Source organism: Paenibacillus paeoniae, assembly GCF_003388735.1.
GTDB lineage: Bacteria > Bacillota > Bacilli > Paenibacillales > Paenibacillaceae > Pristimantibacillus > Pristimantibacillus paeoniae.
Window position 1 is genome coordinate 237,814 of the sequence record NZ_QUBQ01000001.1, and the last position, 25,241, is coordinate 263,054.

At 50.9% G+C, this 25,241-nt stretch carries 26 protein-coding genes; 18 read left to right on the top strand and 8 right to left on the bottom strand.

Annotation, left to right across the window (positions count from 1 at the left end; all coding sequences use genetic code 11):
- Positions 1–57: 57 nt before the first annotated feature.
- Positions 58–1,884 carry a B12-binding domain-containing radical SAM protein gene (locus tag DX130_RS01110; RefSeq protein WP_116042150.1) on the top strand — a complete coding sequence of 609 codons (1,827 nt, stop codon included), beginning with the start codon at positions 58–60 and terminating at the stop codon, positions 1,882–1,884.
- Positions 1,885–1,989: 105 nt separating this feature from the next.
- On the opposite strand, the gene DX130_RS01115 is transcribed toward DX130_RS01110, so the two are convergent.
- The 4 genes from DX130_RS01115 to mnmL are packed head-to-tail and all read right to left on the bottom strand — an operon-like array spanning position 1,990 to position 4,987.
- A complete protein-coding gene (locus DX130_RS01115) occupies positions 1,990–2,967 on the bottom strand; it encodes a type I phosphomannose isomerase catalytic subunit (RefSeq protein WP_116042152.1) in 978 nt (325 codons plus the stop codon).
- A gap of 36 nt (positions 2,968–3,003) precedes the next feature.
- A complete protein-coding gene (locus DX130_RS01120; RefSeq protein WP_116042154.1) occupies positions 3,004–3,399 on the bottom strand; it encodes a VOC family protein in 396 nt (131 codons plus the stop codon).
- 46 nt (positions 3,400–3,445) lie between these two features.
- The gene (gene mnmM, locus DX130_RS01125; protein ID WP_116042155.1) at positions 3,446–4,024 is read right to left on the bottom strand and encodes a tRNA 5-(aminomethyl)-2-thiouridylate-methyltransferase MnmM; all 579 of its coding nucleotides are present in this window, start codon (positions 4,022–4,024) and stop codon (positions 3,446–3,448) included.
- 3 nt (positions 4,025–4,027) lie between these two features.
- Entirely contained in the window at positions 4,028–4,987 is a 960-nt protein-coding gene (gene mnmL, locus DX130_RS01130; RefSeq protein ID WP_240644050.1) for a tRNA modification radical SAM protein MnmL/YtqA, read from the bottom strand.
- A 280-nt stretch (positions 4,988–5,267) separates the two neighbouring features.
- Here mnmL and DX130_RS01135 point away from each other — a divergent pair, with 280 nt between their 5' ends.
- Positions 5,268–5,474, top strand: a complete 207-nt coding sequence (locus DX130_RS01135) for a hypothetical protein (protein WP_116042157.1) — start codon at positions 5,268–5,270, stop codon at positions 5,472–5,474.
- 209 nt (positions 5,475–5,683) lie between these two features.
- The gene (trmB, locus tag DX130_RS01140; RefSeq protein WP_116042158.1) at positions 5,684–6,442 is read left to right on the top strand and encodes a tRNA (guanosine(46)-N7)-methyltransferase TrmB; all 759 of its coding nucleotides are present in this window, start codon (positions 5,684–5,686) and stop codon (positions 6,440–6,442) included.
- Positions 6,443–6,456: 14 nt separating this feature from the next.
- On the opposite strand, the gene DX130_RS01145 is transcribed toward trmB, so the two are convergent.
- Positions 6,457–7,026 carry a phosphatase PAP2 family protein gene (locus tag DX130_RS01145; protein WP_116042160.1) on the bottom strand — a complete coding sequence of 190 codons (570 nt, stop codon included), beginning with the start codon at positions 7,024–7,026 and terminating at the stop codon, positions 6,457–6,459.
- A gap of 213 nt (positions 7,027–7,239) precedes the next feature.
- Here DX130_RS01145 and DX130_RS01150 point away from each other — a divergent pair, with 213 nt between their 5' ends.
- The 6 genes from DX130_RS01150 to DX130_RS01175 all read left to right on the top strand — a co-directional run bounded on the left by DX130_RS01150 (position 7,240) and on the right by DX130_RS01175 (position 11,924).
- Positions 7,240–8,430, top strand: a complete 1,191-nt coding sequence (locus DX130_RS01150) for a glycosyltransferase family 4 protein (RefSeq protein ID WP_116042162.1) — start codon at positions 7,240–7,242, stop codon at positions 8,428–8,430.
- A 310-nt stretch (positions 8,431–8,740) separates the two neighbouring features.
- The gene (locus DX130_RS01155) at positions 8,741–9,976 is read left to right on the top strand and encodes a glycosyltransferase family 2 protein (RefSeq protein ID WP_420818501.1); all 1,236 of its coding nucleotides are present in this window, start codon (positions 8,741–8,743) and stop codon (positions 9,974–9,976) included.
- Positions 9,977–10,169: 193 nt separating this feature from the next.
- Positions 10,170–10,760 (top strand): translation initiation factor IF-3, encoded by a 591-nt coding sequence (gene infC, locus DX130_RS01160; protein ID WP_116045635.1) that lies wholly within the window; start codon positions 10,170–10,172, stop codon positions 10,758–10,760.
- A gap of 32 nt (positions 10,761–10,792) precedes the next feature.
- Positions 10,793–10,993, top strand: coding sequence for a 50S ribosomal protein L35 (rpmI, locus tag DX130_RS01165; protein ID WP_116042163.1), 201 nt, complete (start codon positions 10,793–10,795; stop codon positions 10,991–10,993).
- A gap of 43 nt (positions 10,994–11,036) precedes the next feature.
- Complete coding sequence (rplT, locus tag DX130_RS01170; RefSeq protein WP_116042165.1) at positions 11,037–11,396, top strand: 50S ribosomal protein L20; 360 nt, start codon at positions 11,037–11,039, stop codon at positions 11,394–11,396.
- Between the two features lie 147 nt (positions 11,397–11,543).
- Positions 11,544–11,924 carry a hypothetical protein gene (locus tag DX130_RS01175; protein ID WP_116042167.1) on the top strand — a complete coding sequence of 127 codons (381 nt, stop codon included), beginning with the start codon at positions 11,544–11,546 and terminating at the stop codon, positions 11,922–11,924.
- Between the two features lie 6 nt (positions 11,925–11,930).
- On the opposite strand, the gene DX130_RS01180 is transcribed toward DX130_RS01175, so the two are convergent.
- Positions 11,931–12,392 carry a GNAT family N-acetyltransferase gene (locus DX130_RS01180; protein WP_165861108.1) on the bottom strand — a complete coding sequence of 154 codons (462 nt, stop codon included), beginning with the start codon at positions 12,390–12,392 and terminating at the stop codon, positions 11,931–11,933.
- A 525-nt stretch (positions 12,393–12,917) separates the two neighbouring features.
- Here DX130_RS01180 and ilvB point away from each other — a divergent pair.
- The 4 genes from ilvB to DX130_RS01200 all read left to right on the top strand — a co-directional run bounded on the left by ilvB (position 12,918) and on the right by DX130_RS01200 (position 17,971).
- On the top strand, positions 12,918–14,663 hold the full coding sequence (ilvB, locus tag DX130_RS01185; protein ID WP_116042170.1) for a biosynthetic-type acetolactate synthase large subunit: 1,746 nt from the start codon (positions 12,918–12,920) through the stop codon (positions 14,661–14,663).
- On the top strand, positions 14,660–15,148 hold the full coding sequence (ilvN, locus tag DX130_RS01190) for an acetolactate synthase small subunit (protein ID WP_116042172.1): 489 nt from the start codon (positions 14,660–14,662) through the stop codon (positions 15,146–15,148). Before ilvB ends, ilvN begins: the two co-directional genes overlap by 4 nt.
- 141 nt (positions 15,149–15,289) lie before the next feature.
- Entirely contained in the window at positions 15,290–16,282 is a 993-nt protein-coding gene (gene ilvC, locus DX130_RS01195) for a ketol-acid reductoisomerase (RefSeq protein WP_116042174.1), read from the top strand.
- A gap of 144 nt (positions 16,283–16,426) precedes the next feature.
- Positions 16,427–17,971 carry a 2-isopropylmalate synthase gene (locus DX130_RS01200; RefSeq protein WP_116042176.1) on the top strand — a complete coding sequence of 515 codons (1,545 nt, stop codon included), beginning with the start codon at positions 16,427–16,429 and terminating at the stop codon, positions 17,969–17,971.
- A gap of 165 nt (positions 17,972–18,136) precedes the next feature.
- On the opposite strand, the gene DX130_RS01205 is transcribed toward DX130_RS01200, so the two are convergent.
- The gene (locus DX130_RS01205; protein ID WP_116042178.1) at positions 18,137–18,445 is read right to left on the bottom strand and encodes a hypothetical protein; all 309 of its coding nucleotides are present in this window, start codon (positions 18,443–18,445) and stop codon (positions 18,137–18,139) included.
- Complete coding sequence (locus DX130_RS01210; protein ID WP_240644059.1) at positions 18,438–19,082, bottom strand: DUF1361 domain-containing protein; 645 nt, start codon at positions 19,080–19,082, stop codon at positions 18,438–18,440. Before DX130_RS01210 ends, DX130_RS01205 begins: the two co-directional genes overlap by 8 nt.
- A 236-nt stretch (positions 19,083–19,318) precedes the next feature.
- Here DX130_RS01210 and leuB point away from each other — a divergent pair, with 236 nt between their 5' ends.
- The 5 genes from leuB to DX130_RS01235 all read left to right on the top strand — a co-directional run bounded on the left by leuB (position 19,319) and on the right by DX130_RS01235 (position 25,175).
- Positions 19,319–20,398, top strand: a complete 1,080-nt coding sequence (leuB, locus tag DX130_RS01215; protein WP_116042179.1) for a 3-isopropylmalate dehydrogenase — start codon at positions 19,319–19,321, stop codon at positions 20,396–20,398.
- A 326-nt stretch (positions 20,399–20,724) separates the two neighbouring features.
- Positions 20,725–21,141: a hypothetical protein gene (locus DX130_RS01220; protein WP_116042181.1), complete on the top strand. Its 417-nt coding sequence runs from the start codon at positions 20,725–20,727 to the stop codon at positions 21,139–21,141.
- Between the two features lie 129 nt (positions 21,142–21,270).
- The gene (gene sigI / locus DX130_RS01225) at positions 21,271–22,095 is read left to right on the top strand and encodes an RNA polymerase sigma factor SigI (RefSeq protein ID WP_240644061.1); all 825 of its coding nucleotides are present in this window, start codon (positions 21,271–21,273) and stop codon (positions 22,093–22,095) included.
- Positions 22,092–23,570 (top strand): anti-sigma factor domain-containing protein, encoded by a 1,479-nt coding sequence (locus DX130_RS01230; RefSeq protein WP_116042185.1) that lies wholly within the window; start codon positions 22,092–22,094, stop codon positions 23,568–23,570. The genes sigI and DX130_RS01230 overlap by 4 nt, the downstream gene beginning before the upstream one ends.
- Positions 23,571–23,780: 210 nt before the next feature.
- Positions 23,781–25,175: an ATP-binding protein gene (locus DX130_RS01235; RefSeq protein WP_116042186.1), complete on the top strand. Its 1,395-nt coding sequence runs from the start codon at positions 23,781–23,783 to the stop codon at positions 25,173–25,175.
- The last annotated feature ends 66 nt before the right edge of the window (positions 25,176–25,241 follow it).

Below are 25,241 nucleotides of genomic sequence, written 5' to 3' on the forward strand. Positions count from 1 at the left end.
CTGCCTATATGTCGGCGGCATAGGCACACTCACTAAAGTTAGAGAGGTTTAACCCTTATGAAAGTGGTGCTATCCACCCTTAACGCCAAGTTTATCCATACGTCGCTCGCATTGCGCTGTCTGAAGGCATACAGCGAGCATCAATTCGATATTGATATTGCAGAATATACGATCAAAGACCCGGCAATGAATATCGTATCCGATCTATTCTCCAGAAATCCGGATGTGATCGGCTTCTCCTGCTACATTTGGAACATTGAAGAGACGATTACCGTCGTCAACATGCTGCGCAAGATCAAGCCGGACATTCGCATCATCATGGGCGGTCCCGAGGTCAGCTATGATACCGAGCAATGGATGGAGCGTCTGCAGGATGTCGACTTCATCGTCATGGGCGAGGGAGAAGAGACCTTCCATCACTTGCTGACGGAGATAGAGGGGGACGGAAAATTCCATATGGTGTTCGGGCTTGCCTACCGCAAGAAGAGAGAGGACGGGACTGAAATTGTCATTACTCCCGGCCGGCCAAAGCTTAACTTGAACGAGCTGCCTTCCCCTTACCGGTTCAAGGAGGATATTCCTCATCTAGGCAGTCGCGTTGTCTATTTCGAGACGAGCCGAGGCTGCCCGTTCAGTTGCCAATTTTGTCTGTCCAGCATTGAAGTGGGCGTACGGTACTTTGATATGGATCGGACCAAATCCGATATTTTGTATTTGATCGAGAATGGAGCCAACTTAATCAAGTTTGTGGACCGGACGTTCAACATCAAGCGTGATTACGCGCTGGAGATGTTCCAGTTCCTTATTGAGAACCATCAGGGATGCGTATTCCAATTCGAGATTACAGCCGACATCATGCGCCCGGAGGTGCTTGATTATTTGGCTGAACACGCGCCCCCCGGCGTCTTCCGCTTCGAGATTGGTGTCCAATCGACCAATGATTCGACCAATCTGGCGGTTCAGCGCCGACAGAATTGGTCCAAGCTGGTCCGTACGGTTACGAAGGTAAGGGATTCAGGCAAGATCGATCAGCATCTGGATCTCATCGCCGGCTTGCCGCTGGAAAACTACGATACGTTCAGAGGAACGTTCAATGATGTATTTGCGCTAAGGCCTGAAGAGCTGCAGCTCGGCTTCCTGAAGATGCTGCGCGGGACGGGGTTGCGACTGGACGCCGAGAAGTGGGGCTATATCTATATGGATAGGGCGCCCTATGAGATGCTGGGCAACGACCTCATGCCGTTTGGCGACATCGTTCGCATTAAGCGTGTAGAGGATGTTCTGGAGAAATATTGGAATGCGCATCGGATGGATCATACGCTGCTCTATTTGGTAGATCGCGTCTTCCCTTCACCATTCGATTTCTTCCAGCTGTTCGGCGATTATTGGGAGCAGCGCGGCTGGCAGAAGATTGGCCACCAGCTGGAGGATCTGTTCTCGCGGCTATGGTCTTTCTTGACCGCCTACAGCAAGGGGGACTGGGGCGTTCCAGAGGACGAAATCAGAGGCAAGCTGGATCTGGATGTGGTGCTTGGGCTCATGAAATACGATTATTTCCTGAACCATAACTATAAACCGCGCAAAATCTGGTGGGATTTTATGCTGGAGAAGGCGGAGTGGTCCCGCTGGATGAAGAAGCTGAGCGAATCGCCGGAGATCGTCTCCGAGGACTTCGCAGCGTTGAGGCTTCAAGAGAGGGAGCTTCACAAGCATGCTGCTCTGGAGCTCATGCCATTCGATATGCTGCATTTCTTGGAGACAGGGGAGCTTCGCAAGGAGCAGCATACGCTGCTTATTATGCTGTATGCGCTTGGCCAAGAGGGAAGCAAACCGAAACCCCGCCCGTTCATGGCGACTGTGGAACAGGCTGCCGTACAATCGTAGAGATACCAGATGCATCGTGTCATACAACAAAGGACCATCCAGGGCAGATCAATCTGCAAGGGTGGTCCTTTCTCTTCTATATGCGTGGCTATCAATCAACCAGACTTAAGAAGCGGGAACGGAGCAGCGCAGCACCGTTAATGCTCCATACATTTCATAACCACCGAGCGTTGCCGGGAGCAAGAAGCATTCCCCTGCCCGAACAGTCAACTCGCCGTCCTCCCAGCGAAGATGTCCCTCTCCATCTGCGATCATCAGAATGACGAAGCTATCCTTAGTGGCAGCAGCAGCTTCTTTTTCTTGAATCAAGCCTTTTTCGACAAGGAAGTAAGGTGATGAGGCTATCGTCAGCCACTGTCCTGGAGCCATATTCGTCGTATCCATTCGGCTGGCGCCGGCTCCATCATAAGCGATGACCCGAAGCGAATCTTCGATATGAAGCTCCCTTAGCTTGCCGTCCAGTCCAGGACGGTCATAATCGAATAGGCGATAAGTGGTGTCGGAGTTTTGCTGAATTTCGGCTACTACGACGCCAGAGCAGAGCGCATGTACAGTACCGGCAGGGATGTAGAAGGCATCTCCGGCTTTGACGTTCACTTCATGAAGCGTATCCATAATGCGGCCTTCCTCAATGGCGACAGTCATCGTCTGCGCATCCATGTGTTCCTTCAGCCCGTATATGATTTTCGCTCCCGGCTTGGCATCGAGGATATACCACATCTCCGTCTTGCCGGATTCGCCCTCCGGCAAGTCTTCGTAATCATCGGTGGGGTGAACTTGTACGGACAGATCGTCGTTGCAGTCCAGCAGCTTGATCAATAACGGGAATCTCCCGTTGCTGGCGGATGAGCCGCGTGTGCCGAACCATTCGCTGCCGTACGCTTCCCGAATCTGATCCAGTCCAAGTCCCTGAAGGGGGCCGTTGGCGACACGGGTAATGCCATTTGGATGATCGCTGATCATCCATCCCTCGCCGATGGCTCCAGGAGGCAGCTCCAGGCCAAAGTCTTCCAGGGCGCGGCCGCCCCATATTCGTTCTTTTATTTCCGCTTTGAATTGGAGCGGATATGGCTTGATGCTCATAAGCCGAACCTCCTATAATTGCGTAATGACTTATTGTTAAAGAGGCTGTCCCGGCTGAAACAATTCCAGAATTTCTCCGTCCGGCCCATAGAAGAAGAAGTATCTTGCGCCGTTTGGCAGCGTCGTAATCTCGGTGTCGCGCAGCTTCACCGGCAATCCTTTGATGCGCTCGACCTCTGCATCCAGATCATCCACGGTCAAAGCAATATGATGAACTTTGCCTTCCGCAGGCAAGGAGTCGTTATAACCCTCGACTAATTCAATCTCTGTTTCTTCGTGGCCGGGGAATGCAAGAAAAGCAAGACGAATGACGCCGTTCGTATGTGTCATCGTGTATGTATGGACCAGGCCCAGCACCTCGGTATAGAAGGCTACGGATACTTCAATATTTTTTACCATAATGCCAATATGCTCAATCTTTTTGACTGCCATGGGACATTCTCCTCTCTAGAATCAGGATATGGATTGGACGGAGACGTTAAACGCCTTTTCGTTTTTCTACAGCGATAAGATAAGGTGCTGTGCTACGCTGCGGCTGGCGGTACAACACGGCTTGCCCTAACGACTGCGGCAGGGTGGAGGCCCAAGCTTCTACCGCCGCAGCTTCAAGCTCTCCACCGGGATGTCCGGGATAGAGCACGCAGGTCAGAATGCCGCCGGGACGAAGCAGGCCTATCGCGGCCTGCAGCGCCTCGATCGTGGACGCTGGCTGGGTGACAATGCTCTGATCGCTTCCGGGCAGGTAGCCCAGATTGAACATGATCGCAGCTGTCTTGCCGACATGTTCAGACGCAATCGCATCTGCCATCTCTGCATGATCCTTCAGTAACAACTGAACCTGCGGGTGTCCGCCGGCTGCTTCGAGTCTCTCGCGAGTCCGCTCCAGCGCGGATGGCTGGATGTCGAAGGCGTACACTATTCCCTTGGGGCCCACCAGCTCCGCCAGTGTCAGCGTATCAACGCCGCCGCCGGCTGTTGCGTCAATGACTGCGTCTCCGCTGCCAGCGCGCTCCGCAATCCACTTATGGGCCATGCTAAGTACGGACAGGAATCCCAACGCTTACACCCCCAGCTGCCATAGCCGGCCTTGCCACGTATTGCGGCGGCGAAGCTCGGCGTCGATGCCGTTCAGCACTTCCCATTTCTTGAGGCTCCACATCGGTCCCAGCAGCAGATCCCTTGGCGCGTCGCCCGTCAGGCGATGGACGATCATCTCCGGAGGCAGCAGCTCCAGGGAATCGACGATCAACCCCGTATATTCGTCCTGCTCCAGGAATCGAAGTAGCCCTGCTTCGTATTGCTTCACCATTGGCGTCTTGCGCATCAAGTGGAGCAGATGGATCTTAATGCCTTGTATATCCATGCGCGCTACGGCACGGCAGGTGTCCATCATCATCTCATGAGTTTCCTGCGGCAATCCATAAATAATATGTGCGCATACCCGAATGCCCCGTTCGCGAAGCCGACGTACAGCATCAAGGTAGCACTCTGTATCGTGAGCGCGGTTAATGAGCTGGGACGTTGATTCATGAACCGTCTGCAATCCCATCTCGATCCACAGGTAAGTGCGTTCATTCAGCTCAGCCAAATAATCGACGACATCGTCAGGCAGACAGTCGGGACGCGTCGCAATGGACAATCCTAATACGCCTGGCTGTTGCAGAATGACTTCATAATATTCGCGAAGCTCCTCTACCGGAGCATACGTATTGGTATAGGCCTGGAAGTAGCCGATATAGCCCGCCTCCGGCCACTTCTGATGCTGCCGGTCCCGAATGGTATTGAACTGCGTGACCAGATCGTCCCGTCGTCTGCCGGCGAAATCTCCGGAGCCGCGGGCGCTGCAAAATGTGCAGCCGCCTTTGGCGATGCTGCCGTCCCGGTTGGGACAGGTGAATCCGGCATCCAGCATGACCTTGAACACTTTGGCGCCGAATTGCTCCCGCATTTCGTAATTCCACGTATGAAATCTTTTATCATTCCAGAGCATCGGTTGTCCGGGCGTCATTATTTCAATCATGAATTTCCCCTTCTTTCACAACGTTCACCCTTCATTTTATCGAAAAACGGACCGAAAAGCCATGCTAGCTCCATTCGGAGAGAATAATCGTTCGGATATCGGGAAAACTGGAAGTTATCGAAAGAAAACTGTGATTTAGGCTTGAATAACCTAACATGATGTGTTATATTGAAATAGCGACAAATCAATAAAAATACCTGACATAGCCTAATTGTAACCGCACACATGAAAAGTCGATTAATTGGAAATGAATGAATATAAATCGATGAGGTGATGTGAGATGAATTTGACAAAAATTCCAAATGGCGATGAGAAAGTAACCGTGGAGCTGACTGTGAAGGAATTAATGGCTCTTGCGGGCGTACACTTTCATGCTAACCACGACGTAAAGGTATCCGCGCGCCGGAAGCTGAATATGGTGCTGGAAGACGCATGGGAGAAGGACGGCAGAGACAACGCTCCAATCTCGTACCAGTTCTTGAACTGATTACCGACTATACATGTTGAATAGCAAGAGGCGTTTCTGGGATGGCCAACGAAGGGCCGGAAGGGAGCGTCTCTTTTTTGTGCAGCATTTTCCTGTTTCCCCATGCGGGAGAATAACGCTTTACAACGAGGACAGAGTTGGGCACAATAAGGACTGACCGTTATGATGCACGATTACGTGATTAACCTATAACAGAGGAGAACGACGATATGCGTTTAAGAGGAAGAAAAGGCATTCGAGAGAATTTGGAAGGGCAGCCGGAGCTGGTTGTGCTGGACGCAACGCCGCATCGCGGCAAGTGGCGCGAGTTTTTTGGCAACGACAATCCGATCTATGTGGAGCTTGGCATGGGCAAGGGACGTTTTATTAGCCAGATGAGCGCGCGCAATCCCCATATCAACTTCGTCGGGGTAGATATGTACGACGAACTGCTTAGAAGAGCGAGCGAGAAAGCACGTATCGCATGGGAAGAGAAGGGGGAGGAGGCGCCTCCGAATCTAGCTCTGCTACGCGCCAATATTGAAGGTATTGAGACGATGTTCGCCCCGGGCGAGCTTACGCGTGTGTACTTGAATTTCAGCGATCCATGGCCAAAGAGCAAGCATGCGCGCCGCAGACTGACTCATCAGCGCTTTGTCTCGAAATATATTGAAATTCTTAACGAGCGCGGTGAAATTCATTTCAAGACGGATTCCCAGTCGCTATTCGAATTTTCGCTTAACAGCTTTGCCGACATGGAACTGGTGATGCGGAATATCTCCCTGCATTTGCATAAAGACGAGCCTCGCGAGGATCTCGTATTTACTGAATATGAGATGAAGTTCATGGAGAAGGGACAGCCGATTCATCGGGTCGAGGTAGTGATCGGCTCGGAAGTGCTCCGCGAGCATCGCGAGAATAAACAAAAGAGCCTGCGGGACGAAGCGGCCGCAAGCTCTGATTCCAATGATAACGATACGGAAGAATAATAGCTGGTCTCTTCTTATACAATCGGTGTCGGATAAATCCAGTAGTAATGAACCGCATAAGCGGTAAGGGTGCCGATCATGGCTCCTGCGGCAACGTCTGAAGGATAATGCAAGCCCAGATACATGCGGGACCACGCGACGGACAGCGCAATGATCATAGCAGCTGGCGTGAACGCCAGCGTCCAGATTCCTCCGGTTAACAGAAGCGGTACGATCCAGGAGAAGATCGCTGTTGTATGACCTGATGGGAACGAGGAGTCCTGCAACGGCTTGGGACATGTATGCACTTCGGGCATCGCTTGGTAGGGACGCAGCCGTTTGAATTTTCGTTTGACAATGGCAACCGGTATATGGCTGATGGCGACTGCCGCAAGGGCTTGCCATCCGGCCGTATTCCAGGGAGCAGGCGCCAGCAAGGCAAGCAGCAGGGCGGAGACGAGCGTGAATGTAGCGCCGCCCATATGCGTGATCGTGCTGAGCCATCTGTCGATCGCACCGTACACCCTTCCGCCGGAAGGCCTCCGATTTGCCCACATTAGCATTCTTCGCTCTCTAGTTCTCATCCAACCTATCATTTTCTGCATCGCTGTCATCCTCTCTCCCGTAGGCAGGCAGAATCTCATCTCTTGCTTCTATTGTAACAAAAGATTATTGCCGGAGCGTTAACGATATAATAATTTTGAATTAACTCTTCCTTCATAACCGCTTAATCCGCCCCAAACATATGCGTTCTATTCTTATAGTCAAGTACGCCCGCGCCGTCTGGATTAGCGGGCCGTTAAGGAGGAGAGGCGGAATTGAGAATTGCGATATTTACGGATACTTACGTTCCTGATGTGAACGGCGTTGCACGAACGCTGAGCAGGTGGACCGGTTACCTGGAACGAACAGGCGTGTCCAGCAAGCTATTTGCGCCAGAGCCTTCCGCTTCAGATCATCCTAATCTACGGACCCATTCGGTTGAACGTTTCGCCAGCTTGCCGTTTTTTCTCTATCCGGAATGCAGGCTCGCCCTTCCCAATCCTGCTTATATTCGAGGAGCGCTTACCCGATTTCAACCCGATCTGATTCATGTTGCCACCCCATTCAACCTCGGTCTGTACGGCATTCACTACGCTCGCAAATACAACATTCCACTCATCGCATCCTATCACACCAACTTCGATCAATATTTGTCGTTTTATCATTTGCAATGGATGGAAAAGCTGTTATGGAGATATATGGACTGGTTTCATCGGGATTGCAAGGCTATTTTTGTACCTTCCGAGACGACCCGCGAGCAATTGGCCGCTCGGAGTTGGGAGGAGTCGAGGCTCAAAGTTTGGAGCAGGGGAGTAGACCAAGCCACGTTCCATCCTTTAGTGAATCGCAGGGAGCATAGAGGGAGGAACGGAATCGGGGAAGATGCCTTCCTGGCCTTCTACGCGGGAAGATTGGCGCCGGAGAAAGATATAGAAACGGCAATTGATGCTTTTTCCTTATTTCAGGGAACGGTTGCTCCGGATGCGGTGTTCGTTATCGCGGGAGATGGGCCATCCGCCCAAGCGCTCAAGGACAGATGCGCCGCCAAGGGCGTAAATGCCAAGTTCATCGGCTTTGCCGATGCAGGGGAGCTGCAGCGCTGGTACGCATCCGCCGACGTTCTGCTTTTCCCATCCCCTACCGAAACCTTCGGCAATGTCGCACTTGAGGCAATGGCTTGCGGGACGCCTGTGCTAGCTGCCAATGCTGGCGGCGTACGCGACACAGTCAGAGACGGGGAGAATGGCCTCCTTCGGAAGCAGGGAGATGTCGGAAGCTTTGCAGAAGCGCTGGAGATGCTGCACGGCAATGCGGATTTGAGGGAACGCATGGGACGGAATGCTCATGCCTATAGCTTGTCGCAATCTTGGGACCGCATATTCGACAGCCTTTTTGCCAGTTGCACGGCGATTGTCGCAGCATCTGGGCGCGGTGTCCCTCCCATTCGAGAGCGGCAAATTAATTAATTTTAATAAGATCGAAACAATTAAGGACATTTGTGCTAAAAACGAAGCATTTGGTTGAGAATAAGACGGAAGCGAAGCAAAGCGGGGGGAAGTGTCTACTCCGGTTGAATGCAAGCGTTTTTCTGACGGAATTAAGCGCAATTAAGTCGAATTCCCATTTTGACAAAGTGGGAGGTTTCCGTGGAAAATCAGTAAGTCAAAAGAAAGTAAAAAATTCACAACGTTTCAGTGAAAACAAAAAGAAAGCTCGACTCGTATAGAGATAAGGAGCGGGCACACACAAAATGGGGTTTTAAGGGGGCAATACCGTATGATTTTTACCGTAGTGTTTATTTTCTTTCAGGTTGTGCTGGCCTGTATCGCGGTGTACCAATTTTCGCTCTCACTGTTCGGATTCATGAAGAATAAGAGCAGAAAGCGCCATGCGCCAAGCAAATCGTTCGCCGTGCTGGTAGCTGCGCACAACGAAGAGAAGGTAGTTGGCGCCCTAATCGAAAATTTAAAGAAGCTGGATTATCCAAAAGAAATGTTCGACGTATTTGTTATTTGCGACAACTGTACAGATGGCACGGCCGATATTGCCAGAAGCATGGGCGTGCATGCCTGCGAGCGCACGAACTACCATTTGCGGGGCAAAGGCTACGCTATCGAATGGATGCTGAAGGAACTGTGGGCGATGCCGCGCCAATACGACGCGGTCGTGATGTTCGATGCCGACAATTTGGTGAACCGCGACTTCCTGCAGCTTATGAATGACGATCTGTGCGAGGGCCATCAAGTGATTCAGGGCTACCTGGACACCAAAAATCCGGACGATTCCTGGATTACGGCTGCTTATGCGATTACGTACTGGTACTGCAACCGCTTGTGGCAGCTGTCGAGAACGAATCTGAAGATGAGCAACTTTCTCGGAGGAACAGGAATGTGCTTCGAGACCAACCTGCTCAAAGAAATGGGATGGGGCGCTACGAGCCTCGTCGAGGATCTTGAATTTTCCATGCGCTGCGTAAAGCGCAATATCTATCCTATTCTGAACTACGATGCCAAGGTGTATGACGAGAAGCCGGTCTCCTTCCGCGCCTCCGCGAGACAGCGCCTCCGGTGGATGCAGGGACACTTCAATGTGGCCCGCAATTATTTCTTCCCGCTGCTATGGGCGAGCATCAAGGAGCGTAACCTGGTGAAGTTCGACGCCGCGATCTATACGATCTCCGTCTATAATACGCTGCTCGGCTTCCTGTTGACGGCTATTATGTGGATCGATATGGCGCTTCCAACTACGAACGTTATCCATTCGCTTTACGGCTACTTGCCATGGTGGCTGATCGGCGTGGTGATCGCCGCTACCGTGCTGCAATTCCCGGCGGCTATGATGATGGAGAAGGTCAGAAATGGGAAGATGTACGCGCATCTGCTGACACTGCCGTTCTTCCTGATCTCTTGGTGGCCGATTACGTTCTATGCCTTCTTCACTCAAAACAACAAGACATGGAGCCACACGCAGCATACGCGCGTCGTTCGCATCGAGGAAGTGCAGAGCAAATAAAAGATTCGGCACTGTTGACATGCAATGGGCTATATGGTACAGTTATTCAGTATTGTGTAATGACATATTCGCACAAGAAGAAGCGCCCGCTTCTCACCTTTCGGCCTCGCTGACTGGTTTGCGATAATCGGATGGGTATGCTGACGTTCCGCCTTATGGAACGAACATAGCAGAATCAATGAACGGTTATGAGATGCGGGTTCTAACGAATCCGCATTTTTTTTATTTGGATCAACAAGATCGTATACCATTATGGAGGTGGCACATTATTAGCAGAGAACATCAAATCAACGATGAAATCCGGGCCAGAGAAGTTCGTTTGGTAGGAGCGGACGGAGAGCAGATCGGTATCAAATCCATTCGCGACGCGCTGCAGCTTGCTACAGACGCTAATCTGGATCTGGTGAACGTTGCGCCGACAGCCAAACCGCCGGTATGCCGCATCATGGACTACGGCAAGTTCCGTTACGAGCAGCAGAAGAAGGAAAAAGAGGCGCGCAAAAACCAAAAGATCGTTGACCTGAAAGAAGTTTGGTTCCGTGCCAACATCGAGGAACATGACTACCAAGTGAAACTTCGCAACGTCCTCAAGTTTTTGAATGAAGGCGACAAGGTGAAGGCTTCCGTACGCTTCCGCGGCCGCGAGATCACGCATGCGTCGATCGGCCAGAAGATTCTGGAACGTCTGTCCAAAGAGGTTGCCGAAATATGCAATGTCGAGCGCGCTCCCAAGCTGGAAGGCCGGAGCATGATTATGATTTTGGCACCAAAAACCAACAGCTAACGGCTGGACCAACATTAAGGAGGATAACTGACATGCCAAAGATGAAAACGCACAGCAGTCTGAAGGACCGCTTCAAAATTACCGGTACTGGTAAAGTGAAACGTTACAAAGCTTACAGAAACCACTTGCTTTCGCACAAATCGGGTCGTCAAAAACGCGTTCTTGCGGGTCAACCGCTTATGGCCGCAGGCGACGTTCGCCGTTTAAAGCAAGGTCTTTCCAACTTGAAATAATGATCGTATTTAGATAAATTCAACCTACAGGAGGTTTCCACTCATGGCAAGAGTTAAAGGCGGCTTTGTCCGCGCTCGTCGTCGTAAAAGAATTCTAAAGCTAGCTAAAGGTTATTTCGGTTCAAAGCATCGTCTGTTTAAAACAGCGAAGGAGCAAGTAGGCAAGTCCCTTATGTACGCATACCGCGACCGTCGCAACAAAAAACGCGACATTCGCAGACTGTGGATCGTTCGTATCAACGCGGCAGCTCGCGTGAACGGCCTGTCCTACAGCAAATTCATGTACGGCCTGAAGCTTGCGGGCGTTGAAGTAAACCGCAAGATGCTTGCTGACCTGGCAGTGAACGACATTACTTCGTTCAACTCCCTGGCTGGCGTTGCCAAACAAAAAATCAACGCTTAGTTTATACTGAGCGTATCAAGAGGCCTCGCTGCTCGTCACAATTGTGACGGCGGCGAGGCCTCTTTGCGTCCCTTCGCGGACAAACATACAGTCAGGCCGCATCCTCCCCGAATACATTGAAGAATAACGGGAAAGGAGGGATTTGGCATGCGTAAACATGTTTCCAGAGCACAAGTGCGGAAACTGGTCGGCAAATCCATCTATGCAATGCGCAAGGACGGTTCCGTTGTCTCTGGCAAGCTGGTAGCGCTTCGGGGCAACCGATTATTGATGGCTTCGAACAAAGGGAAAGGTTCGAAGGGCAAAAAGGTAAGAACAAAAGCGTTCTTCTTATTGCCTTTGCTTTTATTTGATCTATTGGCCATCGGAACGTTGCCATTCTGGGGCGGCGGCTTCGGATATGGAGGCGGCTTTGGCGGATATGGCGGTGGGTACGGAGGCGGCTGCGGTTGCGGCGTACCAACTTGCGGCGGCTGTGGCGGCAATGGAGGCTACCCCGGCGGCGGAGGATATTTCAACGGTTATTAATAATGGCTAGCTAAGGGATGGCGGGGCCAACGGTTTAAGCAGTTCATAGCATTGCAGCTCCGGGACAAGACGGATGGTGTGATAGCCGAGCTTATTGTAGAAATGATGAGCTCTGCCATTGATCCGATCGACGAACAGTCGGGCCACATGGCAATGACGTGCTTTGCCATAGGCCTCGGCATGCGCCATCAACGTGGTACCGTAATGCCGTCCGCGATGCTCTGGATGCGTAACAAGCATATCCACAATAAGCTGTTTTTGATGCACATAGAAGTGAACGAATGCGACAGGAGGACCGAACTTCGATCTCGTCGCTACGTAAGTAACGCCTTTCCTGAAGCGCTTCGGCAGCTCCCGTATCATATGGGCGTCCAGCGGCCGTGCAGTGTGGGACATCGGGATCAGCTCGGTTCTTATAAGCCGGACAAGCTCGGCGTCATCGGTTCTTGCTTTGCGTGCGCGAATCATGCTATCCTTCCATTCTACGCTGCGCTTTATCATGGCGCAGTTGCATGGGATTGCCGCTTAAGGGCTACACTACTATATGAGCATTCGCGCAAGGTTGTGTACATTAGCTCGGGATCGCGTTAAAATAACGGGAACCATGTTCTTGACGAACTGTCAGAATCGGCATATAATAATGAAAAGTCATATCAATCGGCAATGATGAGGACGAAGTGTTAAGGGCTCTTTTGTTCAGAGAGTGATCGGATTAGCTGCAACCGACGCCAAAACCCCTTTTCTACGAGCTCACCTCGGAGCTATCCTCCTGAAAAGCAACCCGGGTTGCGTATTAGGGAGCATCGCAGGGCAAGCGTTACAGTGCCAACGGTAGAACGTCGATATGTGCACAGCGTTCTAACCTATGGAGGTTATATATCGGGAGATATATAACGAATTTGGGTGGTACCACGGAAGATCAACCTTTCGTCCCTTCAGCTTTGAGGCTGAGGACGAGAGGTTTTTTTGTTTTTCTTGAGAGGAGGAAGACTGATGACAACGCAAGGTGCAACTTTAAAGTCGAAAGAGGAATTAATCGAGAAGCTCTCTAAACCGGAAGTGATTTCGGGTTCGGAAATATTGCTTCGCAGTCTTCTGCTGGAAGGCGTAGATTGCGTATTTGGTTACCCAGGCGGCGCGGTTCTCTACATCTATGACGCGATGCACGGGAATCCCGACTTCAATCACTTGCTCACCAGACACGAGCAAGGCGCGATCCACGCCGCGGACGGTTATGCCCGGGCCAGCGGCAAAGTAGGCGTATGTATCGCTACTTCGGGACCGGGGGCTACTAACCTAGTGACCGGTATCGCAACAGCTTACATGGATTCTGTACCGCTTGTCGTCATTACGGGCAACGTCATGTCGACGCTAATCGGCACTGACGCCTTCCAGGAAGCGGACATTACAGGCATTACAATGCCGATTACGAAACACAGCTATCTCGTTCGCGATGTAGAGGATCTGCCGCGCACGATCCATGAAGCGTTCCATATTGCGAATACAGGACGCAAGGGTCCGGTCCTGATTGATATTCCGAAGGATGTATCGGCAGCGAAGACGTTGTTCAAGCCGGTGAAGGAAGTTAGCATTCGCGGCTACAATCCGACAATCTCGCCGAACAAGCTGCAAGTGGACAAAATGATCAAAGCGATCCAGGAAGCGAAAAAACCGCTTATTCTGGCTGGCGGCGGCGTAGTTTACTCTGGAGCGCATGAAGAATTGCTGGAGTTCGCAACTAAAACAGAAATTCCGATTACGACCACATTGCTTGGTCTTGGCGGATTCCCGAGCGGCAACGATCTATGGATCGGCATGCCGGGCATGCACGGTACGTATACAGCCAATATGTCGATTCAATCGGCGGATTTGCTCATTAATATCGGAGCGCGCTTTGATGACCGGGTGACAGGCAAGCTGGCAGGCTTCGCGCCAAACGCGAAAATCGTCCACATCGATATTGACCCGGCGGAGATCGGCAAGAATGTTCCGACGGACATTCCGATCGTAGGCGATGTCAAGACGGTATTGGCGCAGGCCAATAAGCTAGCTGTTCGCGCTGACAAGGCTGACGCATGGAGAGCAGATATTCAGGTCTCCAAGAAACAATATCCGTTCCGGTACATCGATTCCGACAAGGAATTGAAGCCGCAATGGGTCGTGGAGATGATTCACGAGACAACGAACGGGGATGCAATCGTCACAACAGACGTAGGCCAGCACCAAATGTGGGCCGCGCAGTACTATCCGTTTAACAAACCGCGCTCATGGGTAACATCCGGAGGCCTTGGCACGATGGGCTTCGGCTTCCCGTCGGCAATCGGCGCGCAGATGGCGAATCCGGATCGCGTAGTCGTATCCATCAATGGCGACGGCGGCATGCAGATGTGCGCGCAGGAGCTTGCGATCTGTGCCATCAACAACATTCCGGTTAAGGTTGTTATCTTGAACAATCAGGTGTTGGGTATGGTTAGACAGTGGCAGGAGCTGATCCATGAGAACCGGTTCAGCCATATCGATCTGGCAGGCAGCCCTGACTTCGTCAAGCTGGCTGAGGCATACGGCGTGAAAGGCTTCCGCGCTTCGAACAAGGAAGAAGCGCGCACAGCATGGGAGGAGGCACTTCGTCATCCCGGTCCGGCGGTCGTCGAGTTCGTCGTACGCAGAGATGAGAACGTGTATCCGATGGTAGCCCAAGGCAGCACCATCGATCAAATGATCATGGGGGATGCGGAATGAAGAAGCATACGATTGCAGTTATCGTCAATGACCAGCCCGGCGTTCTGCAGCGCGTATCCGGCTTGTTCGGACGCCGCGGCTTCAATATCGAGAGCATCACAGTAGGTACGAGCGAGGAGAAAGGTCTCTCCCGCATGGTCATCGTTACTTCTGGTGATGATCATACGCTGGAGCAGATCACCAAGCAGCTATATAAGCTGATTGATGTCATCAAAGTCATTGATCTGAGCGCAAACGCGATGGTAGGCCGCGAGCTCGCTTTGATCAAAGTACACGCAGAACCGGCTTCCCGTCCCGAGATTCTCGGTGTCGTAGAGACGTTCCGCGCCGCTGTTGTCGACATCGGAACCCATTCGTTAATGGTTCAGGTAGTAGGCGACACCGAAAAAATTGATGCCATGATCGAGCTGCTTCAGCCTTATGGCATCCGTGAGCTTTCACGCACTGGTGTTACTGCGCTCAACCGCGGTAACGTGAAGCAATAATAACTAACGGCATAGAACACCAATCGGATATAACATCCCGTTTTGAGCGGGAGTTTAAGAGGGGAAGCACGATATTGTGGTTTCGACTCTCCGCTTAAACACCCGCTCAAAAGGGTTAAATTAAAGGAGGCAATTATTCTCATGGCAGTTACATTGTATTATGAAAAAGACGCTGATCAAGGCGTACTGCAAGGTAAAACAATCGCAGTTATCGGTTACGGAAGCCAAGGACACGCACAAGCTCAAAACCTTCGCGACAGCGGACTGAAAGTTGTTATCGGACTTCGTCCGGGCAAATCCGCAGACGTAGCTAAGAAAGACGGCTTTGAAGTATTGACAGTTGCAGAAGCTACTAAATTGGCTGATGTTGTTCAAATCTTGCTTCCGGATGAGACGCAAGCGAAAGTATACAACGAAGAAATCGAACCAAACCTGAAGCAAGGCGCGGCTTTGATGTTCTCCCATGGCTTCAACATCCACTACGGACAAATCGTGCCAAGCGCGGACAAAGACGTATTCCTGGTTGCACCTAAGTCCCCTGGCCACATGGTTCGCCGTACGTACCAAGAAGGCTTCGGCGTTCCTGGTCTGATCGCGATTCACCAAGATGCTACAGGCAACGCAAAAGCAATCGGTCTGGCTTATGCAAAAGGCATCGGCTGTACACGTGCGGGCGTTATCGAAACTTCGTTCAAAGAAGAGACTGAAACGGATCTGTTCGGCGAGCAAGCTGTATTGTGCGGCGGCGCTACAGCGCTTGTTAAAGCGGGCTTCGAGACATTGGTTGAAGCTGGCTACGCGCCAGAGATGGCTTACTTCGAGTGCTTGCACGAGCTGAAGCTGATCGTTGACCTGATGTATGAAGGCGGTCTGGCTACAATGCGCGACTCCATCTCCAACACAGCTGAATACGGCGACTACGTTACAGGTCCTCGTATCGTAACGGAAGAGACGAAGAAAGAAATGAAACGCGTTCTGGAAGATATCCAATCCGGCCGTTTCGCTCGCGATTTCATCTTGGAGAACCAATCCGGACGCGCTATGCTGACGGCTACTCGCCGCAATGAAGCAGCTCATCCAATCGAGCAAACAGGCGCGCAACTTCGCGAACTGATGCATTGGATCAAGAAATAATTAAGCATTAAGTCATATACTTGATGTAATAAGAATAACCAATCCCGGTTCACCGGAGCGCATGCCAGGCTCGTCTCTCTCGCCCTTGCATGTCTGCTTGCGCGTGCAATCGGGATCATTCTGTTCATGGAGGTAGAGGACATAATGCGGAAAATTTATATTTTCGATACAACGCTTCGTGACGGTGAGCAATCTCCCGGCGTCAACCTGAACACAAAAGAGAAAGTAGAGATCGCTCTTCAACTGGAGAAACTCGGAGTCGATCGCATCGAAGCCGGCTTTCCTGCGGCATCCCCGGGCGACCTGGCAGCTGTTAACGCAGTTGCGCGCGCGGTGAAGAACGCTACGATTATCGGCCTCTCCCGCTCTCGCGAGCAGGATATTGATGCTGTACGTGAAGCGTTGAAGGGCGCACAGGACCCTTGCATCCATTTGTTCCTGGCAACGAGCCCCATCCACCGGAAGCATAAGCTTCGGATGGAGAAGGAGCAGGTGCTGGAAGCGGCGGATCGCGCTATTCGATATGCAAAGCAGTATTTTGACAAAGTGGAGTTTTCACCGGAAGACGCGGGCCGTACGGAGCTTGATTTTCTCTGTCAGGTGACGGATATGGCGATCAAGGCCGGAGCGACTGTCGTCAACATTCCGGATACGGTCGGTTATTTGAATCCTTTGGAATTTGGCAACATCTTTAAGACGCTTAAAGAGCAGGTGCCGAATATCGAGAAGATTCAGCTGAGCGCTCATTGCCATGACGATCTCGGTATGGCGACAGCGAATGCGCTGGCTGCGATTCTGAACGGTGCGGATCAAGTCGAAGGCACCATCAACGGCATTGGCGAGCGCGCAGGCAATACGGCGCTTGAGGAAGTCGCGATGGCGCTGGCGACTCGCCCGGACTTCTTCGGTGCACAGACGACGCTGAACCTGAAGGAAATCGCAAAGACTAGCCGTCTGGTCAGCAGGCTGACGGGCATGCCTGTTCCAGGCAACAAGGCAATCGTCGGCGCTAATGCCTTCGCGCATGAGTCCGGCATCCATCAGGACGGCATGCTGAAGGAGAAAACGACTTATGAGATCATCTCTCCGGATGCGATCGGCCTGAAGGAATCCAAGCTGGTGCTGGGCAAGCATTCCGGCCGTCATGCTTTCCGCGAGAAGCTGATTGATCTTGGTTACGAGCTGGAAGAAGAAGCGGTTAATGCAGCATTCGCCAAGTTCAAGGATTTGGCTGACCGCAAGAAGGCTGTTAATGACGAAGATATTCGCGCTCTTCTGGAAGAGAAGCTGATCGATACGCCTGAATTGTTCACGCTGGAGACGATTCAGGTTCAATACGGCAACCAATCTACGCCGAATGCGACTGTACGTGTCCGTACGGCTGAAGGCGAAGTGCGCGTAGAGACGGCTGAGGGCAATGGTTCTGTTGATGCCATCTACAATGCGATTGACGCTGCGACGAAGGAAGCTGTCGAGTTGGAGGACTACTCCATCAAGTCTGTATCCCAAGGCAAGGACGCGCTTGGCGAGGTGCATGTCGTACTGAAGCAGGACGACGTGTCAGCGCAAGGCCGCGGACTTAGCACGGATATTCTTGAGGCGAGTGCAAGAGCATACCTGGACGCGGTGAACCGCTTGATTGAAAAGCGCAAGTCGCCGGGCCGTCGTGACAAGATGAGCCTAATCTAAGCCATAAAGTAAAGCACGAAGGAGAAAGCGCGGAACGCTGCCTAATAAGCTGCGTTCGCGCATCAATCCATCGTGCTTTTTTTGTACGTGTTTGTATGGTTGTATGGCTCGATTATCATCGACTGTGTTGAATTCTCCAACTTGACCGGGCAATTGTCGTCCAGCTCAGCCTGGAGACAGGAACCAGCCGATCACTCCGAACAGAATCATGTATTGGAGCAGAAGCAGCAGATGTACCCTTCTCCATAGTTTGCGTCGGTTTGCGGGAAGCTCCCCAAGATTATGGCGCACTGTTGGCTCCAACTTGAAAGCTTGATAGATCAGCACATTGAGTCCGAACGGGAGCAGCAGACCGATCAGCGCCCATAGAGCGGACTCCTCCAGTCGGTATAGACTGATGGACATATACATTTGGAAAGCGACAGTCAGAACTGACAAGCCGGTCATAACCGTAAACATCATCCAATCACTCATGGGCGTTCTCCTTTGGCGTAGTTGCAAAGATCCAAATGATCAACAGCTGGAGGACAGTGATCAAACTGATAAATATTAGGGCATCTCTCGTAATCGCATTCAGGAATTCTCTCAGCAGCGCGAACGGTTCAGTGAAGAGATGGACAGAATGGAAGCGAAGAAACCGCCCGATAAAGATGCCTACGCTTTGGAGAATGACGAATAGGAACAGAATGATGCCGCTCCATCTGCTTCCGGCGAGCAGGTTGCGAATGACTCGTACCATCGTCACATAATAAAAGATGGCGAGCAGCACGCCCGTAACGAGCAGAGAGAAATTCCACCACTCCCGCACGACCAGTCCGGCAGTATAGCGGAACGAGAAAAAATTGAGATGGATCAGATCCGTCACGATGTAGAAAACATTGGGCGACATGAGGAGAAATAGCAGATAGACCAGCAAGCTGGCAGGCCACTCGCCTTTGCTTTTGGGACGGAACAGGGGCAGGAGATAAGAAATTTCCAATGCTGCGTAGGCGAGAAAAGAATTAAACAGCATAAAGGAATATACATTCTCCGTTGCAATCAACACAGCCAAATAAGAGAAAAATAAGACTCGGGCTTTATTGCGGTCGTTCAGATTCCATTTTGTAGTCATTGGTTTCAATCCTCTTCTGTAGCTTTCATCTTATTTCCTATTCTTTCATATTCTTATAAGCTTAAACGAGCAAAAAGCCGCAGGGGTTGCATATAATCTGTCTCCTAAATAGCAATAGACCATTAACTTATAGTTAATGACTATAAAGTTCATAGATTTTATATCTTTGTGTTGGACTCTCTTTTGTGGTACAAATGATAATAGACTGAGAATGATATAGAGGAGTGTTCGTGAAAATGGCAGACGTTAAAAAAATTGCGGTTCTAGGCGGCGACGGCATCGGCCCTGAGGTTGTTGGCGAAGCGTTGAAAGTATTGAAAAAAACAGAGGAACTGTTCGGCTATCAATTCGAGACGGAGCATGCTTTGTTCGGCGGCATCGCGATCGATGAGAAAGGTACTCCGCTTCCGCAGGAGACGCTTGAGCTTTGCCAAACGGCAGACGCGGTTCTGCTTGGCGCTGTAGGCGGTCCGAAGTGGGACAATAACTCCAAGGAGCTGCGTCCGGAAACTGGCTTGCTAGGCATCCGCAAGGCGCTTGGCCTGTTCTCCAATATCCGTCCTGCAACGGTATTCGATTGCTTGAAGGATGCGTCGACGCTGAAACCTGAAGTGCTGGAAGGCACAGACTTGATCGTCGTGCGCGAGCTGACAGGCGGCATCTACTTCGGCGAGAAGTTCCGCCGCGAAGGCGCGAACGGCGAAGAAGCAGTCGACACTTGCGTATACAATGTACAAGAGGTTGAGCGTATCGTACGTCAGGCTTTTGATATTGCGATGACTCGCGGCAAGCGTCTGGCTTCTGTCGATAAAGCGAACGTGCTGGAGACATCCCGTCTATGGCGTGAAGTTGTCAACCGGGTTGCGGTTGAATACCCTGAGGTTGAGCTGGAGCATGTATTGGTCGACAACTGCGCGATGCAATTGCTTCGCCGTCCATCCAGCTTTGACGTTATCGTAACCGAAAACATGTTCGGCGATATTCTGAGCGACGAAGCGGCTATGCTTACAGGCTCCATCGGCATGTTGTCCTCCGCTTCCCTTGGCGAAGGCAGCTTCGGCTTGTACGAGCCGGTACACGGTTCTGCTCCTGACATCGCGGGCCAAGGCATCTCCAACCCGATCGCAACGGTTCTGTCCGTTGCCTTGATGTTCCGCTTGACGTTCGGCTACCATGATGCAGCGAAGTCGATCGAAGACGCAGTTAAGAACGTACTTGACGCTGGTCATCGCACAGGCGACATTGCCGTAGACAAGAGCCAAGCTATTGGCACAACGGCGATGGGCGATCTGATCGTTGCAGCAATGACGAAATAGTAGCTTTGCCAATATAAGAAACGGCGGTGCCAAGGAGGAGACTCCTGGCATCGCCTTTTTGTTTCTTTTTATGCAAGTGTCGTTATAGCTTTGCAACCATTAGTCAGTTATTCTCGTTTGTAGATCATATAGCGGTTTAAAGCATGCGCAGTGTGCGGTTTCCAGCTATGCCCACCGGCGTCGAAAAGGATGAGGAATTCTTAATGAAAGCGCACGGGGCAGGAATTTCACCGCCCCGTATCGAATACATAATATCTTAAGCGACCATAAGCATCGTCGCCGTTATCATCCATTATCCCAGGCTATCATGTAAGGAGCGTGACGAGATGAGCTTTTGCTGCGGAGCCAGCATGATTGGAACCAAAGGGACATTGAAGCATTTTCATACGCATGTTCATAATGTGCCTATTACGTTTTGCCCGGTATGCCATCGCGTCGACGTTCATTATTTGGCACAGCAGGAGTTTGATATATTGGCTGAATATGCCCATGGCGACGGCAGCACGGAGGTCGACTTTGATGAATATGTGGAGCGCGATGAACGCGCCCTTCTGGAGAATTGCGTGAATCATGAGAATGAAGAGCCGATTGATGTCGCACGAAGCCAGATTGATATGTCGCTTGACTTGCTCAGCTTTGCCAAAGCTATCGACGATAAGCCGTGGCAGATGGAGCTCAAGAAGCGTTTGATCGTACTGAACAGCAGGCGCAATCGTCTGCTCAGACGTCAATCTTCGGTATAGGATATGGGAATATGTCAGATGCCTCCCTCGTGGAGGCATCTCTCTTTTTTGATAGGGGAAAAAGATTAACTTTTTTTAATGATACCCCCGCAAAGAGCGGTGGGTGTAACGAAATGATGTAGTAGTGAGGTGGAGCGGTTGTTGCTGATCCTGTTCAAGCGCTTCTTGCGCAAAACGGTTCCCTCTCAAGCTGTATCATCCGAGCTGAAGCTGGGACCGGAGCAGTACGTAGAAAAAATTCGACAAGGCGATGAAGGGCTTAGAGATCAATTCATTGCTGAGTATTATCCATATATAGCAAAACTAACAAGCAGATTCTGCAAACGGTATGTTGATCCAAGCAGAGATGATGAGTTCAGCGTGGCATTGCTTGCTTTTAACGAAGCGATCAATCAGTATGATGCCCAGGCGGGAGCGTCGTTTCTCGGATTTGCAAAAACCGTTGTCCATCGTCGGCTTATTGACTATGCGCGGAAAGAACAGAGACATATGCAAGTCGTACCTTACAGCACCTATGATTCGGAAGGCGATGATGGGGCTGTATACAACGTACTTGACACAAAGCAGGCGCTGGACGAACATGAGAATAATAGAGGCATTAAGGAAAGACGCGAGGAAATCGAGGAGCTCAGCCAGGAGCTGGAGCCTTTCGGCATTACCTTCCTTGAACTTGTAGACATCTCACCGAAACACGCCGATTCACGACAGATGCTCATAGGTATTGCAGCCATGCTGACCCAGAATGGTCCGCTGATGGCGACTTTAAGGCTGACGCAACGCATGCCAATCAAGGAATTGATGGAACAAAGCGGCGTCTCCCGCAAAACCTTGGAACGTAATCGCAAATACATCATTGCCATTGCGATTATTATGTCGGGATCGTATCCCTATATGAATGATTATTTGGACGTACGAATGGATCACACAACAGCAGGCAAGGAGGTGAGCAGATGAAGCGCGGAATCGTAATGAGCGTGCATACCAAACATGCTGTTGTCATGACTGCCGAAGGCCAATTTCTCCGCGCTCCTCTACAAGGCTCGCCTCAGATTGGCGAAGAAATTGTATTCGAGGAAGAGCAATCGGAACCAAGGCGTCTGCAATGGAACCGGATAACGAAGCGTTACGCAGCTTTGACGGCGATGTTTGCCATCCTGCTGGCTGCAGGACTCTCCTATGCCTTTTCGGCGCCCCCTCCTGTTGTCGCTTATTTGACGATGGACATCAACCCGAGCGTAGAGATCGGGGTCGACGGCAAGGAGAAGGTTCGCCAGCTTCGCGCATTGAACGAAGATGGCGAGCGGATAATTGCCGGGGTTGCTTATAAGGGTGTCGATGTAGAGACGGTGGCGTCGGCTATTCTGGAGCAAGCCAGCAATGCGCATTATTTGGATGCGCCGCATAAGGACATCTTGATTACTAGCGTGATGCTGAACGGGAAAAAACAGCCGGGCTTGGAGTTCGAGTCTTTGCTTACGAACAGGCTGGATGAGAGATTGCAGGAGTGGCTGGCCCAGAACAAGTCTGCTCATCAGGCAGTGACGATCATGACGTTGTCCGTGCCGGAAGCGCTTCGTGTCGAGGCGGATGCCAATGGCATCTCATCCGGCAAGATGGCGGTTTATTTGATGGCGAAATATGAGGGGCATCAAGTAGAGCTTAGCAAGCTGAAGGATGAGTCCATCGATTCCTGGTCGGAGCCGATCGGCGGTATGAAGGGCATCGTGGATGCGAAAGACGAAGCCGCGACCAAAAAAAAGCTGGAGAAACTTCTGGCCAAGGAAAAGCAGGAGCAGCAGACGAAAAGCGGGAGCGGCAGCGGAAAAACGCCGGTGCCGACTTCGTCGCCTACTAAGAAGCCTTCGTCTAAACCTTCTTCCAAGCCCTTGTCTAGACCGTCGGAGAAACCATTCGAGACGCGCAAGCCTGATCGGCATAACAAAGACCATGATAATGACGATGATCGTACGTCCTCAGGCAAGTGGAATAACGGAGGGGACAACGGCAAACGGAACCATCACAACTGGAAAGAAGGCAAGCACAACGGGGGAAGCAACCCGAAAAACAGCCATAATCATAAGGACAATAAGAAGAACAAAGACAACAAAGACAGCAAAGATAAAAAAAACAATGGGAAATACGGAAATTCCCATTCTGGCGGCAGTGAAAAAGGCAGCGGAAAAAAGGGGGGAAACGACAAAAAAAGCAACAAAAATGATCAAAAAGGGAATAAATCAAATGATCGGGATAAAAAAACCTCCAAACAAGGCATTCAGGACGAAAACGACGATAATGATGAGGATAATGATCGAAAAGACAGAAACCGTGGAAGCTTCGATCGTGATCGCGACCGCGACAAGAAACGCAACGAAAGCAATCATCAAAAGAACTCATCCCGCGGCAACCATCATCAGGGCGGACGCAGCTAACCGCATGCCGAAAATGGCTCTGACAGGCAAATTATTGTAGGAGGGCGGTTCCTTCATCCTACTTGGCACTCAACAAAAAACGAGTCTTTACGACTATAATGCCTCCCGGTTTCGACAGGATTTCCGATTGACAGCCTTTGTAAAGTAAACCTATGATTAGTGGTAAGTTCATTCGTCCAAATTCATAGTTTTGCCGGGGAGGAGTAGTAGATGCAAGCCATTCGAAAGCGTTATTTCCCGGCGCTTGCCGAGTATATCCGGGGTGGTAAGGAAGCATCGCTTCATCATGCTTACGAGCTAGGCAAACAACTTCAGGAATTTAATCAGGAAGAAATAATAGCCGTACATGAAGAATGCATACAAGAACTCGCAGCCAATGTGGAATCCAAAGATGCCGTACAGCTTTATCATCGTTCCTTTGTGTTTCTCATGGAATTGATGGTGGCCTGCCGATTCAAGATGGAAGTCAGCGCCGACGGTGAATTGCATGAGCCGTCATCGGCACAGAAATTTATGGACATGCGGGCGCTCATGCTCCATTCGGACCGTTCGTTCGAGAGGGTTAAAAATAAATACGAAAATGTGCTGCAGCATATGGACAGCGGTATTGCGTTATTTGACAGTGATGGCATCTTATCCTTTATCAACGTTCAGATGGCCAAGCTGCTGGATATACCAAGAAAGACGCTGGTAGGCTGCAACATTAGGGAGATTCTGCTGCATCCCAAGCTTGCGATTTCCTCTAAACGGACGATTCTTCGTCTATATCGGGAGATGTTCCTCAAGCGAAGCCGCTATTACGAGTTCCAGCATAAAGACGGCAAGCATCTGCTTGCTACCGTTACTTATGGGGACCAGCTTGACGGGGACTTCTTGTTCAGCGTCAAAGACGTGTCGGAATACAAACAGATTGAACAAAGCGCGCTGCAGAATGACAAGCTTGCCATGTTAGGCAAGATTGCAGCCGCAATCGCACATGAAATCCGCAATCCGCTAACGAGCATAAGGGGCTTCATCCAGTTGCTTCGGCCTTACTTGCTAGAGGTGGGAAAGGAAGAATACGCGCGCATCATTTTGACGGAAATCGACCGTGCCAATGATATCATCTATGAATTTCTTAATTCCTCCAAGCCATCCGCTCCTATGAAACAAGCCGCATCCATTGATCATCTCATCCGCGAAGTTGTCATGCTGACCGAAAGTGAATCCCTGCTTCGAAATTGTGAAATTACAGTAGAATCCTATCATGATGAAGCTTATGTATCGATTGATATTAAGCAAGTGAAGCAAGTCATCCTTAATATTGTGAAGAACGCACTTGATGCGGTGGAAGAGATGCAAGTAGAGCGCAGAGGGAAAATCGACATTTTGCTCAGCAGCGACGGGCAATATGTGAAAATATTGATTAGAGATAATGGCAAAGGAATAGACAAAGCTACGATGAGTAGGCTCTTCGATCCCTTCTTTACCACTAAGCAAGCGGGGACAGGGCTCGGTCTGTCTGTCAGCTATCGGATTATTCGCAACCATGGAGGGACAATCCGTGTAGACAGTCAGGTCGGAAGCGGGACGGAATTTATCGTTTATTTGCCATTGGCGGAATAAAGGTTTAGAATCGAATCGGGGTTTCATACCCCGATTTTTTTGCTATATTCGAGAAATGAGGGATGG